The sequence below is a fragment of the Paenibacillus sp. OK076 genome, from assembly GCF_900110055.1.
Taxonomy (GTDB): domain Bacteria; phylum Bacillota; class Bacilli; order Paenibacillales; family Paenibacillaceae; genus Paenibacillus.
On sequence record NZ_FOCH01000001.1, the window covers coordinates 2,897,595 to 2,920,214 of the forward strand.

At 42.9% G+C, this 22,620-nt stretch carries 16 protein-coding genes and 1 pseudogene; 2 read left to right on the plus strand and 15 right to left on the minus strand.

Going from position 1 to position 22,620, the window contains the following annotated elements; translation table 11 throughout:
• Positions 1–55 precede the first annotated feature (55 nt).
• The 3 genes from BMY78_RS12830 to BMY78_RS12840 form a co-directional block, all read right to left on the minus strand.
• A complete protein-coding gene (locus BMY78_RS12830; protein ID WP_090898976.1) occupies positions 56–2,323 on the minus strand; it encodes a beta-glucosidase family protein in 2,268 nt (755 codons plus the stop codon).
• 19 nt (positions 2,324–2,342) lie between these two features.
• Positions 2,343–3,575, minus strand: a complete 1,233-nt coding sequence (locus tag BMY78_RS12835) for a PTS sugar transporter subunit IIC (RefSeq protein ID WP_090898979.1) — start codon at positions 3,573–3,575, stop codon at positions 2,343–2,345.
• Positions 3,576–3,785: 210 nt separating this feature from the next.
• Entirely contained in the window at positions 3,786–6,245 is a 2,460-nt protein-coding gene (locus tag BMY78_RS12840; protein WP_090898981.1) for a GH39 family glycosyl hydrolase, read from the minus strand.
• 407 nt (positions 6,246–6,652) lie between these two features.
• Here BMY78_RS12840 and BMY78_RS12845 point away from each other — a divergent pair, with 407 nt between their 5' ends.
• Positions 6,653–6,928, plus strand: a complete 276-nt coding sequence (locus tag BMY78_RS12845) for a hypothetical protein (RefSeq protein WP_090898984.1) — start codon at positions 6,653–6,655, stop codon at positions 6,926–6,928.
• A gap of 687 nt (positions 6,929–7,615) precedes the next feature.
• Here BMY78_RS12845 and BMY78_RS12850 read toward each other — a convergent pair.
• Positions 7,616–8,587, minus strand: a complete 972-nt coding sequence (locus BMY78_RS12850; protein WP_090898987.1) for an aldo/keto reductase — start codon at positions 8,585–8,587, stop codon at positions 7,616–7,618.
• A gap of 386 nt (positions 8,588–8,973) precedes the next feature.
• On the opposite strand from BMY78_RS12850, the gene BMY78_RS12860 reads away from it, so the two are divergent.
• Positions 8,974–9,429: a MarR family winged helix-turn-helix transcriptional regulator gene (locus BMY78_RS12860; RefSeq protein WP_090898990.1), complete on the plus strand. Its 456-nt coding sequence runs from the start codon at positions 8,974–8,976 to the stop codon at positions 9,427–9,429.
• Between the two features lie 202 nt (positions 9,430–9,631).
• On the opposite strand, the gene BMY78_RS12865 is transcribed toward BMY78_RS12860, so the two are convergent.
• From BMY78_RS12865 to BMY78_RS12910, 11 genes and pseudogenes are all read right to left on the minus strand, one after another.
• Positions 9,632–10,522, minus strand: a complete 891-nt coding sequence (locus BMY78_RS12865; protein ID WP_177185731.1) for a GNAT family N-acetyltransferase — start codon at positions 10,520–10,522, stop codon at positions 9,632–9,634.
• A complete protein-coding gene (locus tag BMY78_RS12870; protein ID WP_177185732.1) occupies positions 10,506–10,916 on the minus strand; it encodes an SH3 domain-containing protein in 411 nt (136 codons plus the stop codon). Before BMY78_RS12870 ends, BMY78_RS12865 begins: the two co-directional genes overlap by 17 nt.
• 313 nt (positions 10,917–11,229) lie before the next feature.
• A complete protein-coding gene (locus tag BMY78_RS32835) occupies positions 11,230–11,403 on the minus strand; it encodes a hypothetical protein (protein ID WP_177185733.1) in 174 nt (57 codons plus the stop codon).
• A gap of 705 nt (positions 11,404–12,108) precedes the next feature.
• Positions 12,109–12,336: pseudogene (locus BMY78_RS12875) on the minus strand (ABC transporter permease subunit); the annotation flags it as partial.
• Between the two features lie 41 nt (positions 12,337–12,377).
• On the minus strand, positions 12,378–15,050 hold the full coding sequence (locus BMY78_RS12880; RefSeq protein ID WP_090899000.1) for an endo-1,4-beta-xylanase: 2,673 nt from the start codon (positions 15,048–15,050) through the stop codon (positions 12,378–12,380).
• A gap of 369 nt (positions 15,051–15,419) precedes the next feature.
• Entirely contained in the window at positions 15,420–16,271 is an 852-nt protein-coding gene (locus BMY78_RS12885; RefSeq protein WP_090902394.1) for a PRD domain-containing protein, read from the minus strand.
• A 17-nt stretch (positions 16,272–16,288) separates the two neighbouring features.
• Positions 16,289–17,731, minus strand: a complete 1,443-nt coding sequence (locus BMY78_RS12890; RefSeq protein ID WP_090899004.1) for a glycoside hydrolase family 1 protein — start codon at positions 17,729–17,731, stop codon at positions 16,289–16,291.
• A gap of 59 nt (positions 17,732–17,790) precedes the next feature.
• Positions 17,791–19,749, minus strand: coding sequence for a beta-glucoside-specific PTS transporter subunit IIABC (locus BMY78_RS12895; protein WP_090899007.1), 1,959 nt, complete (start codon positions 19,747–19,749; stop codon positions 17,791–17,793).
• 754 nt (positions 19,750–20,503) lie between these two features.
• Positions 20,504–20,716: a hypothetical protein gene (locus BMY78_RS12900; protein ID WP_090899010.1), complete on the minus strand. Its 213-nt coding sequence runs from the start codon at positions 20,714–20,716 to the stop codon at positions 20,504–20,506.
• A 398-nt stretch (positions 20,717–21,114) separates the two neighbouring features.
• A complete protein-coding gene (locus BMY78_RS12905; RefSeq protein ID WP_256222090.1) occupies positions 21,115–21,741 on the minus strand; it encodes a histidine phosphatase family protein in 627 nt (208 codons plus the stop codon).
• Positions 21,742–22,130: 389 nt separating this feature from the next.
• A complete protein-coding gene (locus tag BMY78_RS12910; RefSeq protein ID WP_143067031.1) occupies positions 22,131–22,562 on the minus strand; it encodes a hypothetical protein in 432 nt (143 codons plus the stop codon).
• Between the last annotated feature and the right edge of the window lie 58 nt (positions 22,563–22,620).

Consider the following 22,620-nt stretch of genomic DNA (forward strand, 5'->3'; position numbering starts at 1 on the left):
GAAGTGTTAAAGAAAAAAACCATCTATAAAAAGATGGTTTTTAAAGGAAGTAAGATTACCGTGCCTTCTCAACACGATCAATAAGTTCTTGAATCACCTCGTCAGGCGACCGATCAATCATCCAATTTTGCCCAAACATCTGGAACAATTTCACCACAGGGAAGTCCTCCCAGAATCCAACGAATTCTTCGTTTAGATACACCTTGTCCGTTACATGCTCGTTCATTTCATCCAGGCACTCTTCTAACACTTTTTTTGCCACGGAATCGCTCAACCATTCGCTGAGCAAGCTGAACTTGTGGAACGTGACTTCTTCCTTTCCGAAGTTGCAATGCAAACGTTCGGTGATCCGAATGTCTCGGGATGAGCTACCCAGTGCGATTTGGAAAAATCCACTCTCTGCAACCCAACGGTTATACTTGGTGTTGTAGTATGAGAAGTCTCTCTCTTCAAGCTCGAAGACGATTCTGCGTTTTTCGCCCGGCTCAAGCTCGATTTTGGCAAAAGCTTTTAATTCCTTCTCTGGACGGGTCCAATTGCATTCCTCATCGTGCACGTACAATTGAACAACTTCTTTCCCTTTTCGCTTGCCTGTGTTTTTCAGTTGAAAGGACACCGTAACCCCTTTCTCCACTTGAACTACTTCGAGGTCCGTATATGAAAACGAAGTGTAGGACAAACCATGACCGAACGGGAATTGTGGTGCAAGTTCTTTACGGTCGTAATATCGGTAGCCTACAAACAGACCTTCGCGATAATACAGTTTGCCGTTTTCTCCCCGAATCCGCATATGGGACGGGTTATCCGACAACTTCACTGGGAAGGTCTCGGATAATTTGCCTGAAGGGTTCTCCTGTCCAAACAATACTTCTGCGATGGCTCTCCCCATCCCTTGGCCCGACAACCAAGAATGAACAACACCAGGTACAAGCTGAACCCATGGACGCATGACAAGAGCGGAGCCACTGCTTGTTACCACGATGCACTTAGGCTGAACCGCTGCAACCGCCTGAATTAACTTCACTTGATGCTCCGGAAGATCGATGCTCTTCAGATCGCGCATCTCCGATTCGGCATATTCCGGTTGGCCAACGAACAGGACTGCCACGTCGGAATTCATGGCCAAAGATACACTTTCCTTAATCAAGTCTTCCTGAATGGAGTCATCCTCCGGGTAACCTTCAGCGTAACCCAATGTTACCGAGCCTCCGGCCAGCTCCTTTATTTCATCCCAAGGAATGTCGACTCTAGTAGGGGTTACCTTTGCACTGCCCGCCCCCTGAATCCTAGGTTTCTTGGCAAACCGTCCAATTACAGCAATCGACGAGATCGAATCCGGCTGCAGCGGAAGAATCGCGTTTTCATTTTTCAGAAGGACAATACTTTCGGCTGCCGCTTTACGTGCAAGGGCATGATAGTTTTGATCTCCGGAAGAGTCTGTGGCTTGGTTGCTCGTCACCCGCTCGACCAGCTTCAAAATGCGGGCAACACTCCGATTCAGCTGTTCTTCGGAAAGAGTCCCGTTCTGAATGGCTTCAACGATCGCTTTGGTATTGTAATGAGCAGGACCCGGCATTTCAAGATCAAGTCCAGCCTTCAGGCCGCGAATCCGGTCATTAACGGCAGTCCAGTCGGACAGAACAACACCTTCGTAACCCCATTCTTCTCTCAAAATGTCATTCAGCAGATGTTCATTCTCGCTTGTATACGTTCCATTTAACAAGTTATAAGAACACATAACCGTCCAGGGATCAGATTTTTTGATGATACGTTCAAAAGCACTAAGGTAAATTTCGCGCAGTGTCCGCTCGTCTATTTCCGAACTGGTTACCATTTTCTCAAACTCCTGGTTGTTACCAGCAAAGTGCTTGAGGGAAGCTCCTACCCCCTCGCTTTGGATACCGTTAATGAATGATGCACCAAGTTCACCTGTCAAACATGGATCTTCCGAATAGTACTCAAAATTTCTTCCGCCAAGCGGTGTTCTTTTCATGTTGACTCCCGGTCCGAGCAGTAACTCGACATCCATGGCCTTCGATTCACGACCTAGCGCGACTCCAACCTCATACAACAAATCCGTATTCCAAGAGGAGCCTATCGCAGAACCCGTTGGGTAACAGGTCGCGGGAACATTCTCTGTCGTAATTCCCATTTCTTCGTCACTGTTCGTTTTACGAATCCCGTTAGTTCCGTCATACATATGAACGGGCGGGATATTTAACCGCTCAATTCCTTTGGTCATCCACATATTTAATCCCGCGCAGATTGAGGCTTTTTCGCTAAGAGTCATTTCCGTCAGCAATTCATTAATCGATTTGTTCATGTCAATCCATCCTTTTTAATCAGTTTTGTTCCTGTTCCTTTTTCAGTTCTTGAGCGTCATATAGTTTGAAAAACGGGAACCAGACAACGAATACAATCAGCAGGATTACCGCAAGCAAAATGAGTCCGTTGACGCCGGACATAATGTAGGTTGAAAGTCCGATTGGCGTATACCACAATTGAAAGATCTGGCTCGGAATTCTTGCAAAACCCATATCTAATGCCAAATACACAATAATCGGCGTGATCAGTCCGTTGATCCACATCGGTACCATGAGAAGCGGATTGAAAGCAATCGGTGCTCCGTACACGACTGGCTCGTTAATATTGAACAAGGAAGGGATAATGGTCGCCTTGCCGACAGACTTTAATTTTTTCGATCTTGCCAGCAGGAACCAGACGACGAGTGGCAAGGTCGCACCCATTCCCCCAATACCAAGCCAGCCGGAGAAGAAGGTTTCGAAGGTATTAATATTGACCGGATCTTGTCCAGCTGCGACGAGAGCGGCATTCTCTTCGATTGCGGGTATCCATATGGCGTACCAGATCGGTGTCATGACCCATGGACTTACGCCGAAGGAATAGAGCACAACACCGATGAAGTTAAACAATACAAACCCAGTCAGGCTTTGCCCCATCGCATTGATGGGTTCGAACACGCTTACGATCAGTGCAAAGATATCGAAATGAAGCTGGTATACGAGCAGCCATCCAGAAGTTAACACCAAAGCAATAGGGACGAGAAAGTCGAACCAATCCATGATGAACTCGGGAAGAGATGATCCTTTTTTGAAAAACGAGAATTTATTGCATACATTCATGACAAGTGCAACAAATACCCCCACCAAAAGCGCCGTGATCATACCGGAAGGACCAAATCGTTCAAGGATGAACTGAATGGTTCCATCTTCATTCACGCTCGGATTAAGAAGCATAACGAACAGGGAGACCCCTGACATCCCCGCAAGCAGCTTAATTTTGTGGCGATCCTTTTTTTCCATGACTACATACGGCGTCAAAAAAGCAATAAACAGACCCAACAAACCAAAACTGAATGTCGTTATGGGTGTCAGGTCCGGCATTCCCGGAATGAAATCCTGCAAAATCGAAATTAATGTAATGATCGAACCGATAAAAATCATCGGAATAGCGACCATGATCGCTTCTTGAATCGACGAAACCCAAATATTGTTCGTAAACGCCTCCAATCTGGGCGCAAACGATTCTGTCATCCATTTCATAAAACGCTTCATCCAAACTCCCCCTACTTTCCTCTTAGCTGCTATAACCATAGTATAAAGTTTTATGTTAACGCTTTCTTGTTGTAACTTGCCGCATCTTGGTTCGTTTTTTGTCCTCTTCATGCCTTTAGTTCTATCTTGTCTGCTTCAGCTGGAATTAAACAACAAAAAACACCCCTCCCTTTCGGAAAGGATGCCTTCAGTTGAAGATTACACAATCATTTAGTACTGCCGATCGAGGGTAAGCAGCGTTATACCATGCGGCGGGAGCAAAATTTCTTTGTACCAATGTTCACCCTGCACGATTTCTGACCGGATTACCGGACCGCTTCTGCCGTTTAAATAGGAGATCTCTTCGGCTGTTAAAGAATCTGGTGAACCCATACGGATCCACTCGTCAAATACAGATCCGTGCTCCCGATCCAGTCGATAACTGGTGCATTTATACGTTCCTGAAAGCATATGTAACGAAAGTTCAAATGCCTTGATTCCTTTTTCCTCAAACACGTCATAACGCGATGAACTAGATAATTCCGACCAATCTCCACTCGCAAACAGCTGATCTACATGTACGTAGTGATAGAACAGGAACTGTATGCTTCCGTCACTTTTTCGAGTTCCGACATAACCGTTTCCCTTTACAAGCATCTCGTCCCCCAGCTTTTGCATTAGCTCAAACGCATAATACGCCGGCTTTTTCAGCCCGTCACGATTGATCAGACCAAAACCTCCATAGAACGGAGAAGCAGGAACGATGCTTTCTTCGAATACGTCAGTAAAGGACCAGAAAGCCATCGCCTTTACGTCGCCGAGCGTATTCATGGTTTGGTAGATAACAAAAGGAGCCATAAACATCGTATCGTGCAGCAAGTTTCGGTCATACAGTGAAAAATTCCACTCCGTCACATGAAGCTCAACATGGCCATACGATGACGCATTCATTTTTTCCCGTAAACGTTCAATGCTTTCCTTATAAAAAGAAGGCGGCATAATCTTCGTCAGACGATCTTCATCAATTTTAAGTTTCGGATACTCCGAATAAATATGGAACGAAAAGAAGTCTAGGGGCACTTCACGTTTTTGGCAATATGCCAAAAACTCTTCAGTCCAAGTATCGTTCCAGAGGGAGCCGTAACCCATGGCAGGGCCTCCTGCTTTCAGTTCGATCAACACCGATTTGATCGCACAAACGGTGGATTCATAAAAAGCAAAGTATTCTTCCTTGCTCCCTGCCCAACAGACTCCTGCCAGGTCAGGCTCGTTCCACACTTCGAAATACCACTTCTTCACTTCTTGCGCTCCATATCGATTCAAACAATGGCGAATAAATTCACTGACAAGTGCTTCCCATCGGGCGGGATCGGACGGAGGACTGATATTCCCTTTCCACTGAAATATCGTTTCATTGGACCTCGCAAGTAGACTCGGCATGAAACTTAACTCCACAAATGGCCGGATCCCCTGATCCAGAAGGAAATCATAGAGCTTGTCCACGTAAGACCAGTTGTAGACTGGTGTTCCATCCTCATTCTCGCTGTACACCATCATCTCATCATTGAATATGCCATGAAACCGGATGTAACGAAACGGAATTCGCGCCCTCAATTCGGCCAACTGCCTCCGCCAATCTTCGCGCAAACCTTCTGCTGCTCTGCCGGCAGTCATGGTAATATTCCAGTGTTTCTCATAAAGAACTGTAGTGTGGTCTTTCCGTATCTCGATATGATGTTGCTCTTCCATCAAGGCTTTCGTTGGTGGAAGCGGCACCTGCTGCGTTTCCGATTTCTCGTCCAGATACCGATACAATGATCCCATCGCGTTTAACGTGTCCATCTCATAATAATCCCCGCTTGAAGATTCCTCGTATGTTTTGGGCTTTCGGTTCTGGTTCGTATTGGGTGATTCTGGCGCGAGCGAAGCTTCGCGGTAGGAGCCGGGCGTGCAGCCGTACTTTTCTTTGAAGTATTTGTTGAACAGCTTTACATTGGCGAAACCACAATCCAGCGCGATTTCCGAAATTTTTTTCTCACTCCCTGCCAGTTGTGCCTGGGATTTCTCCAAGCGAATGAGCGTTAAGTATTTTTGGAAGGGGATTCCGATTTTATCGGTAAAAAAATGGGAGAAATAATGCAAGCTCAAATGCTCATAAGCAGCCATGTCTTGTAGCGTAATCTTCTCACTGTAGTGGCTGTCAATGTACGCAAGGACCCTGTTCAGTCTTTTATAATCGTACTCCTTGCTGCTCTCCTCTGCATCCAGATTTGTCCCATCGGAAAAATATCGCAAAAGGCATCCACATAACATCTGCAGTCTGCCTATCGTGTAGCTTCGATAACCCTTCGTTTTTTTGTTGATCTCCCATACCATTTGAGCGAGGTTTTGTTTGATGCTAGTTAAACGTAATTTATCCCCATCATTATTCAGAGCAGAATTACAGGAGATAGACGCATTAGTGTTCAGCAATTCTGGACCGAACTGCAATGTCAGAAGTACATTGTCTTGATTGGTCCGTTCAATCTTATGGACAGACATGCTATTGACCACGATTACATCATCTTCATGAAGCGTGTACTGCTTTTGATCCAAATACATGATGATTGAGCCTTGAAGGACATACACAATTTCAACTTCCTTATGCCAATGAAAATCAACATGTTTCACGCTGTTTACAAAGAGCTTCATGGGTAGGTCGTCCTGATGCTGTATAAACTCGTATAGATACCGAATCGACTTCTCCTCCCCTCGTATTAAATTATTATAGACATAGCGTTTACAATAAAACAAAAGACTACACCTAATCGTAAGCATCTGTGCTATAGAATCAATATAAACGCATGATAAATACATAATGATTTTTCAAAAGCAAAAACCCGTTATTCCCTCACACAATCTAGTCCACTTCTCGTCTGACCATCAACCCAACCCATCGACCTCCAAAGTGTTTATAAGTATGAAAAATAGTAATGCTCCTACCTTCAATAATTAAGTGCTAATATAAATACCACTTTTACAGAACGTATGTTCCTGTTATTATGTAGTTATAGTGTTTTGTTCTAGATTATATTCCCACTTAGAAAGGATTACATAATATGAATTTATATAAGTTTGAATTAACGGTTAATGGGTTTCTTTTACGCGTTCATTTTAGTGCCTCTGAAGAAAGTGGATTAAAATGGTGTAAACGAATTGCTTCTGAATTCCAGAGTAATGTTGCTAATTTGGAGATAAAAGTTGATGTACATAAAAAGGAGAAGCAAAAGAATGCATGGGAATATCACGGAAAACCTTATTTATATGATCGAACATTGAGGAAAAAGCCACTTACAAAGAAAAACAATGTAGCTGAATCAACTGCTGCTATGTAAAGGGAATTAAAAGAAGCGGAGTATACCTACAAACCCAATCTGGTATAACGGATCGAACCCAGTTTTTATACAGACCCGTTCAAGCAAGCCGGAAACATGCCGACAAGCAGGTACGGTCAGGCAAATCGCGGCTGCGAGTAACATAGCCGAGAACCTGATCCCGATTGCCCGGCAAGTTCCAGGTACCCGATCGTGGTTATGAGCCATTCTTTTCCGGCAATATCCGTGTCAGTAGCTATGACCTTGATCATCTAACCCTGTTTGCTGTCGTAAATTTTTTTCAGCAGGTCCGCAAACTGCTGTTTATCGCTTTCGGACAAACAATTCGTCATCTGAAGGCTGAACTCATCCAAAATCCGTTTCAGCACAGGTTCGAAATCTTTCGCTTTTTGCGTTGGATAAAGCCGTATTTTTTGCGCTATCGATCATTCAATCTAAGTTCAATAGATTAGGGGTTATTCCAGAAAGTTCCCCGCCATTTTGCCTATAAGGTATGCCTGAAACCAGGTTTACCTTTTTTTAGTCGGCTCTCAAATGTTTTCAACTGCTTGTCACATCGAAAAAGCGAATAAACTCTTCAAGGATCGCACCCAAGAAGAGTTTATTACAAAAGTTTTAGCTTATAGAATCGATGTTCGTGAGGATGTCGATACAGAACGGTATCTTAGTAAAAGATATGTGTCCAATTTATACTAATGCATGTGGTATATAAAGTTCTTCTAAACGGGTAATTTCTTCAGGCGTTAATTTAACCGATAACGCTGAAACCGCATCTTCGAGATGGCTGATTTTGGTCGAACCGATTATTGGTGCTGTGACCTCTTCCTTTTGCAGCAACCATGCAAGAGCAACTTGTGCGCGCGGGATCCCTCGGTTAGCTGCAACTTCCGCAACTCTTTCTGCAACTTTGCGATCAGCTTCTTCCGTTTTAATAAACAACGCTTTTGCTATTTGGTCATTCTCGGATCGCGAGGTCTGCTCATTCCACTCCCGGGTTAACCGTCCTGCCGCCAAAGGTAGGTAAGGAGTGATACCAACCCCCTCATCTTTGCAAAGGGGGAGCATTTCTCTTTCTTCTTCACGATAAAGCAAGTTAAGTCTATTTTCCATGGAAACGAAACGTGTCCAGCCATTGCGCTCCGCGACATGCTGCGCTTTGGCAAATTGCCATGCCAACATGGAAGATGCTCCGATATATCTAACCTTTCCCGACTTAACTAAATCGTGAAGAGCCTCCATTGTCTCCTCAATTGGTGTATTAGGATCCCACCTATGGATCTGGTACAAATCGACGTAGTCTGTTCCAAGCCGTTTTAGACTGTTATCAATTTCATTCATGATGGCTTTACGGGAAAGCCCCATTGCATTCGGACCTTTGCGCATCGGAACAAATACCTTTGTAGCGATGACGGTTTCATCACGACTGGCGAAATCCTTTAATGCACGTCCAAGAATTTCTTCACTTGTTCCGTCAGAATACATATTAGCAGTACTAAAAAAATTAATGCCCATTTCGATTGCTTCTTTAATGATCGGTCTACTGTCCTCTTCATTCAATGACCATGGAGTATTGCCGCGTTCAGGTACGCCGAAGCTCATGGTTCCAAGACTTAATTTCGAAACATCCAAACCGCTTTGTCCCAGTTTCACATATTCCATTTAATAACACACTCCTTATATTTGTAGGGCAGGCGTTACGCCTTATCGATGAAGCCCGGGCATACAGCGTTGACCTTAATGCTTGTGGACTCAAGTTCTGATTGCGAAAGCAAGTGTAATCGCATTGAGAGCGGTTTTAGACGGACTATAAACGGCGCCGAACATTTCACGATGCGAATTGGCAGGGTCTGCGTTTAAAGTCAACGAACTCGAGCCGCTTTTTCATCCGTTTTTTCTCCTTCCTTTGCTTCTTTGCAAATCTTTATAATCTTCGTAGGTTGACATATCAACCTAAAGATAATTTCATCTCTTTGGTTGATATGTCAACTCACAAAACAAACTGTAACATCTTGTGGTTGACGTGTCAACCATGGTATTATATTCGCATGGATATTAACGAACTAAACGAAGACGAAATGCGAATATGGAATACGTGGAAAGGCTCCTTTAAACGAGTCTTCGGTCGCGTTGTAAAGGAAATGTCTGAATATACAGGACTATCAGAAGGTGATTTTGGAGTATTAGACCGTTTAGTCCAATTTGGAGATGGTAAACTTCGCCAACAGGAACTAGCTGACTCGATGGACTGGGATAAGAGCCGATTATCTCATCATCTAACGCGTATGGAAAAAAGAGGTCTAGTTCTGAGGAAACCACTAGACACAGAACGTGGTGTGCAAGTCATTATTACTTCCGCCGGAAAGTCCGCCTTGGATGAAGCCCTTCCCATTGTCTCAAAGGCAATACGCAAGTATTTTCTAGATCTATTAACTGATCAAGACATTAAGTCAATAACTGAATTGGCGGAACGAACCAAAAAAAGTACTGCAATTGACAATTAACGGGCCCCTCACGCTGAAAATAGCGGAGGGGTTGCTTTCTTCATTTAAAATTTTTCTTGCATTAACTAATTTTCATAATCCTCCCAAATGATCTGCTCCATAAGTAAGCGCATAAAAATGTACCCTAACCCCAGACAATAAATCCTTGCGTTACAAAATAAATCCAGGCCATTTTATCGACAACGAAACTAAAAAAATGATTTCATCTAAGATCCATATTTCGCATCATGAGCACTTGCTCAACATTTGTTGTGAAACCTAATTTTATCAATAGATCGTTCAAAAGTTGATTGGATTTACGCAAATTAGCTGTCCCTCGCCTGCATACATAGTCTAACGGGGCGAACAATTCACTGAGAGCAAGCTTATAAATCTCCTCTGCATCGTCCCGTCCAGGAAGGACCTCACATTGATAGAGCGAAATGGTTACCAATTTACCCTCTTGATCAAATGTTCGCTTATACAATGCATAGCATACAGGCTCGCTATCTTGTCTAATGATTATAGATTCACCCTCCTTCATGCTAGGCCATTGTGTCTGCCAAGCAGATAAACCTCGATAAAAGTCTAGCGCGTATACATCACGGGGCAATCCTTTGGTGATAGAAAAGGGATGCGCAACAGATCGCTTCAGTAGTTGGGGATCTATTGTACCCGTATGTTGTAAAATCATTAATCGATCCGTAATTTCATACCCCACATACTGATATAGCTTGATCGCACTCTCATTCTGGGTGAGTGCTTCAAGTATCGCAATCTCCACGCCTTGTTCTCGGTACAACTCTAGATTTCTTAACATGAGCGCTCTGCCAATGCCCTGTCCTCTAAATGTAGGCGCAATACCTGTGCCACCGTTCCATGCCACTTTCTTTCCATCTACGTCACGAAATCCATTCATGACAAACCCTGCAGGTTCACCATCCACATAAATAGCGAGTGAATTCTCCAAAGAAAGTCCTTCGTTAACAATCCTAGTCATCAAAGCCTCAATCGTCATAACAATCTGTATAAAATAACCCTCGAATCCTAGATTCCAAATACGTACATTTTCCTCGATCGATAGCTCACTTAGTTTCCTAAACGTTATTGTCATAAGTACGAACCTCTCTTTTACTTCGTTTAATGTGATCATTTTCGCCCAATCTAATAACTAATACCCTATTAGGTACCCACCCCTTCTCACCATGTGTGGTATGAACAAAACTCCATTCATTAAGTTCAAATTCTTTTTCAACTAACATACCAGGAGTAACAGTCAATTCGTATGCGGAATAGTGTGCTAACACAGTCGCTTTGTTTTCCTCAGTTGGTTTACTTAATATTTGTTTTGGTACCCAGCCTCTCTTTTTCGAATGGATTGCTTCACAAAAAATCCAGTTTGGAAATTCAGTATCTTCTCTGCCGTATATAACGACATCTCCTATAGCTAAAACAATTGGATCAGGATAATTTGAAAGATGTGGGTATACCACTTTATATTGCTTCATAATATGCCTCCAAATTTTAAATTCAACTGTTATTAACCAAGTTACGTCCAACACCGTAATGATTGGTTCCTTCACGCCATATTCATTCAACCTACTTACCTGCATGTTAGCTCAAAGAAAAAGAAACAGACTCCCAACCTCAGGTCTGCCTCTAAAAAATAGATTTATTTAAATTTCACTTGTTTCCGTTTCGTTTCGAGTATATCACTCATATATAACATATGTAAAGAACACTTGTTCCCTTTTATTATTTCTGGAGTTACAATAACCTACCGTTAGCTTAAAGATCTGTTTTCTACGTTTAGTCTTTCTTTTACTTGCTTTCAGTTTTGGGTTTCATGACAACTGAAAATACATTCGTGGATAATAATAGTAACAACCCCGGATACAATGTAAAATACAAACTTTCTTTAGAGAAAATCCCCATAGGATATAAGGCTCCACAAGCCATCAATATATAAGCTGCTATTTTCACCAATTTATACATAACAAACCCTCCAATTAAACGCTTATTTACTTAAATAAGTCAGATCGGTAACGTCTACTACTTCGATGAGGTAATGTCCGGTAACAAAAAGGTATACCAGTTGATCTCTCTGGATTCAAATAACAATCCTGCTGGTCAAAACATTCAAAGATTACTTTCAATTCAATGTCTTAGAGATGAGCGCATAGCCGTGGTTACTTCCACAAAAGACACCAATGATATCACGGCGTACTCGGTGAGTCGCATTATCTTGGCAGCTCTTTGACCGTATGTACGAGAAACCCTCCTTGAGCTTTTTTAAGACGGCTTGCCTTCGGGTAGAACCAGGTTCTAAGCTTATTGTAAAGCAATTCAGCCATATGTGAAATCGGCGTGCATAACGAAATCGTACCTGCCGTCAACTAGATTGCTATATAACGACTTTGAATGGAATAATATTATTATCCATCGACAATAGCCCGCTATACAAGCGGGCTTGATAATCCTTTTCATTAAGTTAAGGAATATAAGGAGTTGCCTCTACACTTTTATTGTAATTACTGGACTACCCACAGAAATATTTTGTGCCGCCACCCCAATTACTGATACATAATTGTCAGAGTTCCAGATACAAGGCTATACACAGTCATCCCTGCTTTCGAAACGGATGGATTTGAGTTTTTACCAAGTTCTTCAATACCGGAAACAGCTACGGAATCCTTTGTAGGCTGCCATCGACACAGGTAATAACACAAGAATCAAAGTTCGAAAGTAACCAGCTCCATCAACGAAGGCGACCTCTTCCAGCTCTTTGGGGACGTTGCGAAAAAAATTCAACAACAGGATCATGTTCCAGATGGATACCGCTTCAGGGAGAATCATCACCCACATCGTGTTCAACAAATTCAGCTTCTGAATCAGAATATAAAATGGAATCAATCCGCCACTGAACAACTGTTATGATGGTTTTCATTCTTGCTACTACGGCAAAAGATTTAATCCCCGTGTTTGTTTTTTCCAACAAAAGTGAGTATTCCGTACTGGGAAGTGTTTCTCCAGCTTTCATTGGTCTTATCATTCCATTTGGCTACGTTCTGCTTGCCTCCGCCCTGGTTGTCGTTAATTTGAAGATCCAAACCAAGAACATTTCCTGCTTTGGGTGTTAGTGAATGTAACTTGATTCTGGCTTCTACGAGATATCCTTTATTCGTTTTCTTCACAGCGCTTACAAGACGTCCGGGTGAGGCACTGCCTGCAAAGGTTCCTACATTGTCTGCACTGATTCTGAACTGGGCATCATCATATTGAAAATACGGTGTGCGCTGGTGATTTTCGTCCAGGAAAATCTCAACCGAATCCTGGTCCCATGGGTTAATACTATCTGTTATGATATTTGGATCAGTGACGTCGACCAGCAGATATAGATACTCACCTGACCATATTGCGCGAGCCACTGCTTCTGCACCTTCAGTCTGATTCAACCGTTTTACCTCAAAGGGTACAGCCTTATTCCATAGGGCGTCTTTCTTCCCATCAATCTGAACAATCCCTTGCACAGCTTGTGCAGATTTGGGCATAGGGGCGAGTTGAATCACGCCGTATTTGCTTGTATCTTGTTCCTGTGATTGTGTTCGATCATTCCAGTACAGTGGATTATAAGGCTGTGTCCCACTTGCACCGCCATCAGTCACACGGATATCCAAGCCGGCTTCATATTCTGATCCGACTTGGATACCACCCCATGGAATGGACAATTCAACCGAATATCCGTTTTTTGTCTCGCGTACACGATATGAACGTGGCTCCGCGCCCTCAGCTTTGCCCAAACGCTTAATGATTACGTGTCGGTCATCTGCTTCATAGGAAGTGGTCTTGCCATTATTGTGATCGACGAAGATATCTACTCTGTCATTCACATCTGCCTTCGCATCCCGAACATCCACAAGGATATACAAGTTGCTTTGATCCCATAAGGTGCGAAAACTGGCTGATCCCGAAAAGTTGCCCTTCAATGTAGTAGACACCGCTTTGTTCCAGAGCGGATCTTGTGACTGTTTTTTAATATCTGGTTTACCTGAAAGTGATACGGCTCTCTGCGTCAACACAGGCAAGCTGGATTCATCGACGAGTCCCCAGTATGCTTTTTTGGCCTTCAAGGCTGAATCAAACAGCATAGCCTGGTTGTTGTAAGACTTCTCATCCTGCAACCCCCATAAGGTAACGGAAGAAATGTGATCTTTGTGTTTTTTGTACAAATCCAACAATTCCTTATAACGATACGCCTGTTTTACCAAAACTTCATCCGACATCTCTTCACCAAATGGAATTCCGCTATCCACATCCAGTTCCGTGATCTGAATATCCAATCCAAGTTCGGCGAACATGTTGATCGTTTTTTCAATTTCCTCGATGGGCGGGGATTCCAGGTTATAGTGCGATTGCAAACCCACACCATCGATGAGCCCTTTCTCTTTCAGTCGTTTGACCAACTTATACATATGTTCTCTTTTCTCAGGGATTTCCGTGAAGTATTCGTTGTAGTGTAATTTGGCATCCGGATCGGCTGCACGAGCGAATTCATAGGTCTTTTCAATGTAATCCGGACCAATTAGTTCATAAAAGGGACTTTTACGTAAACCGTTGGCATCACCATTGCTATCCGCAATCGCCTCGTTTACCACATCCCAGGCATAGATCTTGCCTTTGTATCGGGTCATGACGGTTTCAACGTAATCCTGAATCCGGGCAAGCAGTAATTCTCTACTTGCAGGGTTACCCTGACGATCCTTTAGCATCCACTCTGCGGCATCAATATGCCACAACAACGCATGTCCGCGTACACCCATACCATGCTTCTCGGCGAACTGAACATATTGATCGGCTGCCTCGAACTCATAAACACCTTCGGAAGGAGACATGTACTTTGGTTTCATCTCATAGGTTGCGGTCAAGCTGTTAAAGTGCTTTGTGAGCAGTTGTCCGTATGCGCCTTCCAACTGCCAGCGATACACTGCCGCACCAATGGGGAAATCATCTTGATACAGATCATTCAGAGACAGAATATCTTCTTCAATCTCCAGTTGCTCTGCCATAGTAAATGATACATCATCCACATAGAACGATAACGTATCTACGCTATCATCAGAGATGTAGGGTGTTTCGATGAACAAATTCAATTCAGCGGGATCATCGCTATACTGAAATTTTCCGGTGATCTTGTGCCATGTATTCCATTCCGCCTTGGCAATCTTCACGCTGCCGATCGGGTTCCAGCTTTCGGCAGTTGTTTTTTTATATGTGGTGAGCTGTAGCGTTTGATCCGTGGTGGGCTCCTGGGTAAGTCTTACATATGCCGTAATTTCGTACTCTTGGTTACGCTCAAGCAGATCTTTCATGGATAACATCGCTCCTTGATAGGAACGCTCACGGTTGGCAACCAACATACTGGACTGACCTTCGTGTGCTTCCTGCTGTGTCACTGTCAGTCTTTCGTTACCTATACGTGGAGTCCATCCCTGAAGTGTACCGTCTTCAAAGTTTGTGCTCAAATGACTTTCCTCCACTTCCGTAACTGCCTGGGCTGCATGTGAGACATTCGAAAATGGAAACATACCGAGTACGAGCACAAGAACCAAGGCTGCAATATTCCATTGACGTAACCGTTTCATACAATTCCTCCTCTTGATTTGGTCTAAGTATTTCTGAACGGATTAACATCCAGATACATAAATTATAATTTTAAAGATAGCGCTTACATATAGAAAATTCCCAATTATGATAATAAAATGTTATCATTTGTCAATGTCATATGAGTTGAGGAAGCTGGAGTCCGTTCGCAAAGGTTCGATGAGTAAGGTACCATACGAATAGATTTTTGCAAAAAAAAGACCGTTTCCCGATAGAATACGAGAAAACGGTCATCGTTAGAAAGAATCATTTTTTCCTGTCTGCTAACAGGCATATAAACATACTAGAAATCAAGGGCATCAGATATTCAAAGAATCGCGTGCCATAAGTAAATCAATATAACTTTTGTTTTATAATCGTTCCTCGTGACCCTGTTCCTCCTGCACAATTCGAGCAATGTGAATCATCAAATATAATAATTCCTCGTTTGATATGGAGATATCCAGCATGTTTTGCACATAGGTTTTGATCATCTCCGCGCATTTGTATTCAAGCGGATGCTCCTTCACCATGTGCTGAAAGATGAAATCTTTCGGCGAATTGCCCAGCCGACCCTCTTGTAAACGCTGGATGAAAAATTGTAGGTGTGTGACGAGTCTCACATAATGGATGGAGTTTTTGTTCAATTGCATATCAAAGCTATATTGAATCAGGTTAAAAATATCTTTTAACATCTTAACGGATTGCATGGTGCGCTCCATATTCTGCTCATGTGTTTGGGCATTCACAAAATGAAACGCGATATTCCCTGCTTCCTCTTCCGTAAGCTCAATGCCAAGTTCTTGATTCAACATGTGGACGGCTTCCATGCCCAGTTCGAATTCGACGGGATGAAACCTCTGGATCTCCCACAACATGCGATTCTGTAATGATACACCTTTTTTCCATCGTTCAATGGCAAAAGACAAGTGATCCATAAGCGTAAAGAAGATTTGATCGTCAAGAGACAGCTTTTCTTTTGCATTGGAAATCAGTTTGTTTATGACATTCACATGTTTTTCTGGCATGTTTTCGATGGTTCGTACGTAAGCCTGAGCAGACGGATTATTTTGCAGAATGAATCGTTTCTGGATATGCTCCTCTTCGAGACACTCACCGACTTTACCTTTGAATGCCAAACCTTTGCCCATGACAATCACTTCTTGCCCCTGTTCATCTTTGGTCAGTAGCAAGCTGTTATTCAATATTTTGATTACTCTCATGCTTTCATCACGATCCTTTATTCTTTCGTGACCGCCTGATCCGAATTTCCGATACATCTACCATTTTGTTTAATGACCTCTTGATACCACGAGAAGCTTTTCTTCTTCAAACGTTTCAAGTCTTTCAGATCCTGTTCACCACGGTTTACATAAATCATGCCGTAGCGTTTCCCATAACCCTGATGGGTGCTTACTACATCAATAACGGACCAAGGGCAATAACCAATCACATCCACCCCATCCGTTAGAGCGAGTCTGATCTGTTCCAGGTGTTTCTCGATAAAATCAATTCGGTACGTGTCGTTGACAGTGTGATCTGCTTCCAGTACATCTGGAGCTCCTATGCCATTTTCCGTAATTAAAATCGGGAGATCATATCGTTCACTTACCTTACGCAATGTCAGCCTTAGGCCAACCGGGTCAATGACCCAGCCATATTTTGTTTTTTTCGTATAAGGATTCTCTGCGGCACGGTACACTCCCTGCTCGCCAAGCATAATTTGCTGATCACCCGCACGAGCTGTAACATCCGACGCATCGCCCGTACTGGCGGCAATGGTTGCTGTTGAGTAATAATTGATCGCTACAAGATCGGGATGGCCTGACTGGATGTCTTCCATGTCGTCCTGCTCAATAATCGGCTCGATGCCACGTTCCTGCAAATAACTCCAGAATAATGGATTATACCGTCCCCACACCGATAAGTCGAGAAACCCCCATCCACGAATGGTCTCCCAGTTATGTGCAGCGATTGCATCTGCTGGCCTGGAGGTTGCCTGGTACATGGAAGTCATGTTTAATGCAGGACCGATCTTGCCGTGCGGGAGCATATCATGAAATAGTCGCATTGTTCTGCCTTGAGCCACAAACATGTGATGATTTTGCTGATACAGTTCCTTACTGGAAGGCAAACGTCCGCCCTTCGGTGTACCAATAGCACCTGGATGAAGAATCATCGTATTTTGCTCATTAATGGTCAACCAATATTTCACTTTATGCCCGTATTGCTCAAACAAGATACGCCCGTACTCGACAAAGGCATCGATCGTCCCCCGGTTGTTCCATCCTCCGGTTTTCTCAAGCTCGTAGGGGAGGTCGAAATGGTACATGGTGACAATGGGTTCAATGCCATGTAACAGCAACTCGTCAATCAATTGGTGATAAAAATCGAGGCCTTTCTCATTAATAGCCCCTACGCCTGAAGGCAAGATTCGAGTCCATGCAATGGAAAAACGATACGCTTTGAGACCCATCTCTGCAAAAAGCTTCACGTCTTCTCTGAATCGGTGATAGTGATCGCTCGCTACTGTGAAATCGGCGGTTCCGGCCGGATGATCACACATATCAATCACGGACAGACCTTTGCCATCTTCGTTCCAGGCTCCCTCCACTTGATAGGCCGAGGTAGAGCCTCCCCACAGAAAATCATTGGGGAATGGTTTGATGTGTTGATATAACATCTCAAGCACTCCTTCATCTTAATGTTGATCTACATATATATAGGACCGTATTACGGTTGTTAGGTAAGGTGGATAATCGTCGCTCCAACCTCCACAGGACTCTGCTTCTCCAGCTTAATGTCCGAGAAATGATCCGAATTGGCGATAATGATCGGGGTTATGACTTCGTAGCCTTCCGTCTTGATGGCATCGATATCAAAGCGGATCAATAAGTCCCCCCGTTGTACGTGATCCCCTACTTTTATGGAAGAGTCAAAATGTCGCCCCTTCAGGTTGACGGTATCCACTCCAATATGAATGAGCACCTCTTCTCCATCATAACCATTTAATTTGACCGCATGTTTGGAGTCCATGAAAGCCGTTACTTCACCTGCGATTGGTGCATACAGTTCTCCTTTGGCAGGAATAATGGCAGCGCCTTTACCCAGTAATCCCAAAGAGAAGACATCGTCTGGTACACGGTCTAGATGGACTAATTCCCCTTGCATCGGGCTGGCGATCGTAAGTGGGAGTAATTCATTTTGGCTCGGTACATTTGCATTTGTTATTGTAGAAGACTTTGTGCTTGGGCTGTTGTCTTGAACAGGCTGCCCGGAAAGTGGCTTGTCATCGTTAACGTTGGTGTTGCCTTCTTCTTCATCGTCCACTGGATCTTCAAAACCAATGATCCATGTCAGAGCAAAGGTAACGACAAAAGCGATTAGACAAGTCACAATGGCATGAACGATGTTCATCGGATTGCTGCCAATGAAGGCAGGTAACGCGGCAAGCCCTGGAGACACGAAGGCATAACGTACTAATCCAGTCAGACCAGCATATATCCCTGCTACACCACCACCGATCATTGCGGCAATTAAGGGTTTCTTCAGTTTCAGCGTTACGCCGTACAAGGATGGTTCCGTGATGCCCAGCACAGCGGTGAAACCGGATGAAGCAGCGAGCTGTTTCAGTTTTTTGTTTTTTGTTTTTAATGCTACAGCAAGCGTGGCCCCACCTTGAGCAATATTGGACGCAAGCATTCCCGGACCGTTGATCATTTCATATCCATTTTTGGTCAGTTGGCTAGTTGCAATCGGCGTCATCGCCCATGCAGTGCCTGTCACGATCAGGAACGGTTGCAAAGTGCCCATTAACAAAGGAATCAGCCAACTGGCTCTGGCATTAATTGCTTCTGCACCCATCGCCACCAGATCATTCAGGTATGTTCCGAAAGGGCCGATGGCCACTAATGCAAGTGGTGCTGTAATCAACAGCACAATCATCGGTTTCGTGAAAAATTTGATCATGGAAGGTGATACTCGATCCGCGAAACGTTCAATGTAAGACATGAGCCAAACAACAATAATAATCGGCAGGACGGAGCCTGCATAGTCGGTTAGTCGAACTGGCACACCGATGAAAAACACGTCTTTTCCTTCCGCCATCAGGGCGCTCCATCCCGGGTGTAATAACACGCCGGCAACGGTCATCGCCAGAATTGGACTTGTTTCAAACTTAATGGAAGCTCCATAAGCCAGCAGAATAGGCATGAAATAAAACGCCGCGTCTGCAATGGTATTAAGGATATAGTAGTTTTGGCTTTCCGTCGTTACGAGGCCTGTCAGCACAAGTACGGCTAATATCGCTTTGATCATACCCGCGCCAATGATTGCCGGAATGACCGGAGTAAATGTCGTTGAGATCACGCTGATGAATCTGGAGATCCAGCTCTGTTTTTGTTTTGGTCCGTTATTTTTGCCAGAAGCTGATGTGGTGTCCGCACTTCGAGTTGCTGAACCCATCTGTTGAGTGATAACTCGGTAGACCTGCTGTACCTCATTGCCCACGACAACCTGGTATTGTCCACCATTGTTCACAACGGTAATGACTCCTGGGAGTGCTTTAAGTTTTTCTGTCTCCGCTTTGGAGATATCGTGAAGTTCGAACCGCAGTCGGGTTGCGCAGTGCGTAAGCCGAGCGATATTATCCTTCGTTCCAACCAATTCCGTAATCTCTTGTCCCAACTTGCGATAATCCATACCTTTGCCCCATTTCTGAATTTGGATATAAAAAAGACCAAAACGATATGCCTTCCCCTACTCACATAAGGAAAATGCAAAATCATTTTGGTCATGCCTGCTTTACCAGTAACAGCCAAACACTGCTAATATTCAATTCGCTTTTGATGTAAACGTTTACTGGATCATAATATCACACAACAAATTAGTTAGCAATCACTTTATTCGACATTTTTCTGCATTTTGATATGAGAATGGTTCTCCATCTGCCAGCTTTCTTACTCGTCAAACCGATGGCTATATAAGCGAACATGGCGAATGGAGATTTATCCATCAACATGTATCATTACCAACAAATTTCAGAACGGGCCATGCTTATTAAAATGAAAAATCAATTGGTTTTATACCTGCTAAATATTTATGGTGCATAGTAACCTTGTCATATTAGCGTCTTGTTTTTTGCTTTTCGGATGTTAAAAGCTATAACCTGTATTCAACGAATAATTCTAAAGAGGTTCAACATTATGCAAAAACGTCCTCTGCATCGCTAATTTCCAATGGTTATTTATAATGTCAGCCACCTCCTCGAGCGCCTCTACGATGCGTCCGTCTGCCCAGTATTATATTTTAGCGTTTCTCGAAGACAATTACTTTCCTTGCAGAAGATCTTATGTACGGAATTACTAGCTTTGCAATACGGCTAAAGGGTAGTGACACGTAAATGACTTTGCGACGGACAAAAGTCACGCTTTCTATCGAACGATATTTTTTGTTATTACTGTTCTTTTCGTTTAAAAAACATCTTGCCAAGAATAAGTCCCATACCAGATGAACAAATAAGATATCCAAAGAACAAGAAAAGTAAATATACTCCATGAAGATCTTCAGCAATCTGATTTGCACCTACAAACCAAGCAGAACGAAAAGGATACAGTAATGCTACCCAGATAATCATTAACAAAAGAACATAATTAATTGTTTTTCTCAAAATAAAGATCCTTTCAAATTCGAGTGGAAAGCGTTAAGGCCATTAGCTTCAATAAACTCAATGAATTTATCAATGAACTTATCATTATCGACTTCTCCCCCCCCCCTTTTAAGATTATATTATCCGATTAAAACGAGATCATCTATAGCTATATTCCAATTTGATCAGTGCTACTGGAAGTTAATTTCCATTATCAGCCCAACCATGTTACGCTCGAATCGCAAAACAAAGAAACTACGGTACCTTATTCGGCACCGCAGTTTGTAATCAATCATATGCTTCCTGTAAGATTTGAATGCCTCAGTAAATTCCTTTGAATCTCATATGATTTAGGTAATGTGAAACTTTCACGGTATCATTTTGTCCTGAACAGATTGTGCTGTATCCAACAGTTTAAACTACTGCATCTCAGCTAGACGTAGTACATCCTCCAGAGTCAACCTTTTAACGATCTCATACCCCATATGATTTCCCAGCGGATTTAATATTACTGTCCCCATATATGGAATGTCCCCTAAACCCATATCCTGTGGAAAAGAGTGAGCTATGATAACCCTATTGGATGTATTAGGAGTTATACGTTCAACTTCATTTGTAAAGGCTTGAATGATATTCTGTGCATCCTCTGTATTGATGTTCTTGCTTAGTTCGTATATGTTCATCCAAAATTCATTTACAGTTACATTGGGTTTGCCAAAAGCAGCTTCCGCAGTTTGCACAGTTCTACAAAGTGGACTCGATTCAACTGGAAAAGTAACGGGTATATGGAGCTTTCGAATGGCTTCACCATACTTCTTTGCTTGATCCATACCTCTAGCACTTAAATTCCTTTGAGTGGAACAATCCGTTAGACTAAGATCTTGTTGATCCTCTCCTAAAGTTGCTTCCCCATGACGAACATAAAGGATATACCCTCCTTTACGGAGATCATTTATAAGAGGATCTTCAGAAACAGGGGAAGCATAAGAATGTAATGGTGTAATCAATAAAAAAATAAAGGGTAACAACATGAACAAACGGTACATTTCTCATCCACCTTCCGTTTTCATACTGTCTCCATTCAGAAAACACTTTATACAACGTCTAAAGTGGATATAACTATACATGATGGCAATCTGGTATTGTACTACAATGCAAATTCGACACCATAACGGTTCCTTGCAAATGGGGAGTATTTTGTACAACTTATGATTGCATGCTTCCCCTCTTTTTTATCTGCTTTACCTATATATAAAGGAATAAAATCATAGTGCCTGATTGCTGACTTGATTCAAATAAAAAAGCCGCTAAAGTAGCGATTTTACCTTCGTATTCATACACACATGCTCTTTATTATTTGTCATAAGCAGCTAATGCAGTTCGAAGTGTTCTTTGTGTTGGTTACCCACTATTGAATGGGGAAATTAGTTGTTCCCTAACTTTCTCTGATCATTCCATATTCAACGACCTTCCATTGCCCTTCCTGACAAGCTAGTTTCATGTCTAAAGCGACTGCTCCTTCGTTTGCACGATACTTACTGACCTCAATCGTCATCTCATCTGGGTTGTTAGATTGCTGCTGCTTTTCAATCGTTAAAAGAATGCCTCTTAGCGTAGTTTTCTGCTGGGCATATAACTTCTCCTCTATTAATTGTTCATAAGTGTAGTTGTACATCGTTACGTTATATTCTTTTTGCAGGGATTCCTCAATGACTTGCTTATCAGAGCTTTTTAAAGTAACTCCCTCATTCCAAACCAGGGAAATGTACTCCATATTGGTATTAAGAACTGTATCATATGAAATCAATTCATCCAACGCTACACGATAGGCTTCAATAAGATCATCCTGTGAACCTGTGCTAGTCACTTTGCTGTAGCAAGCTGATGTTAGAAAAATCAGTATAATGCTGAGAATACAATGCAAA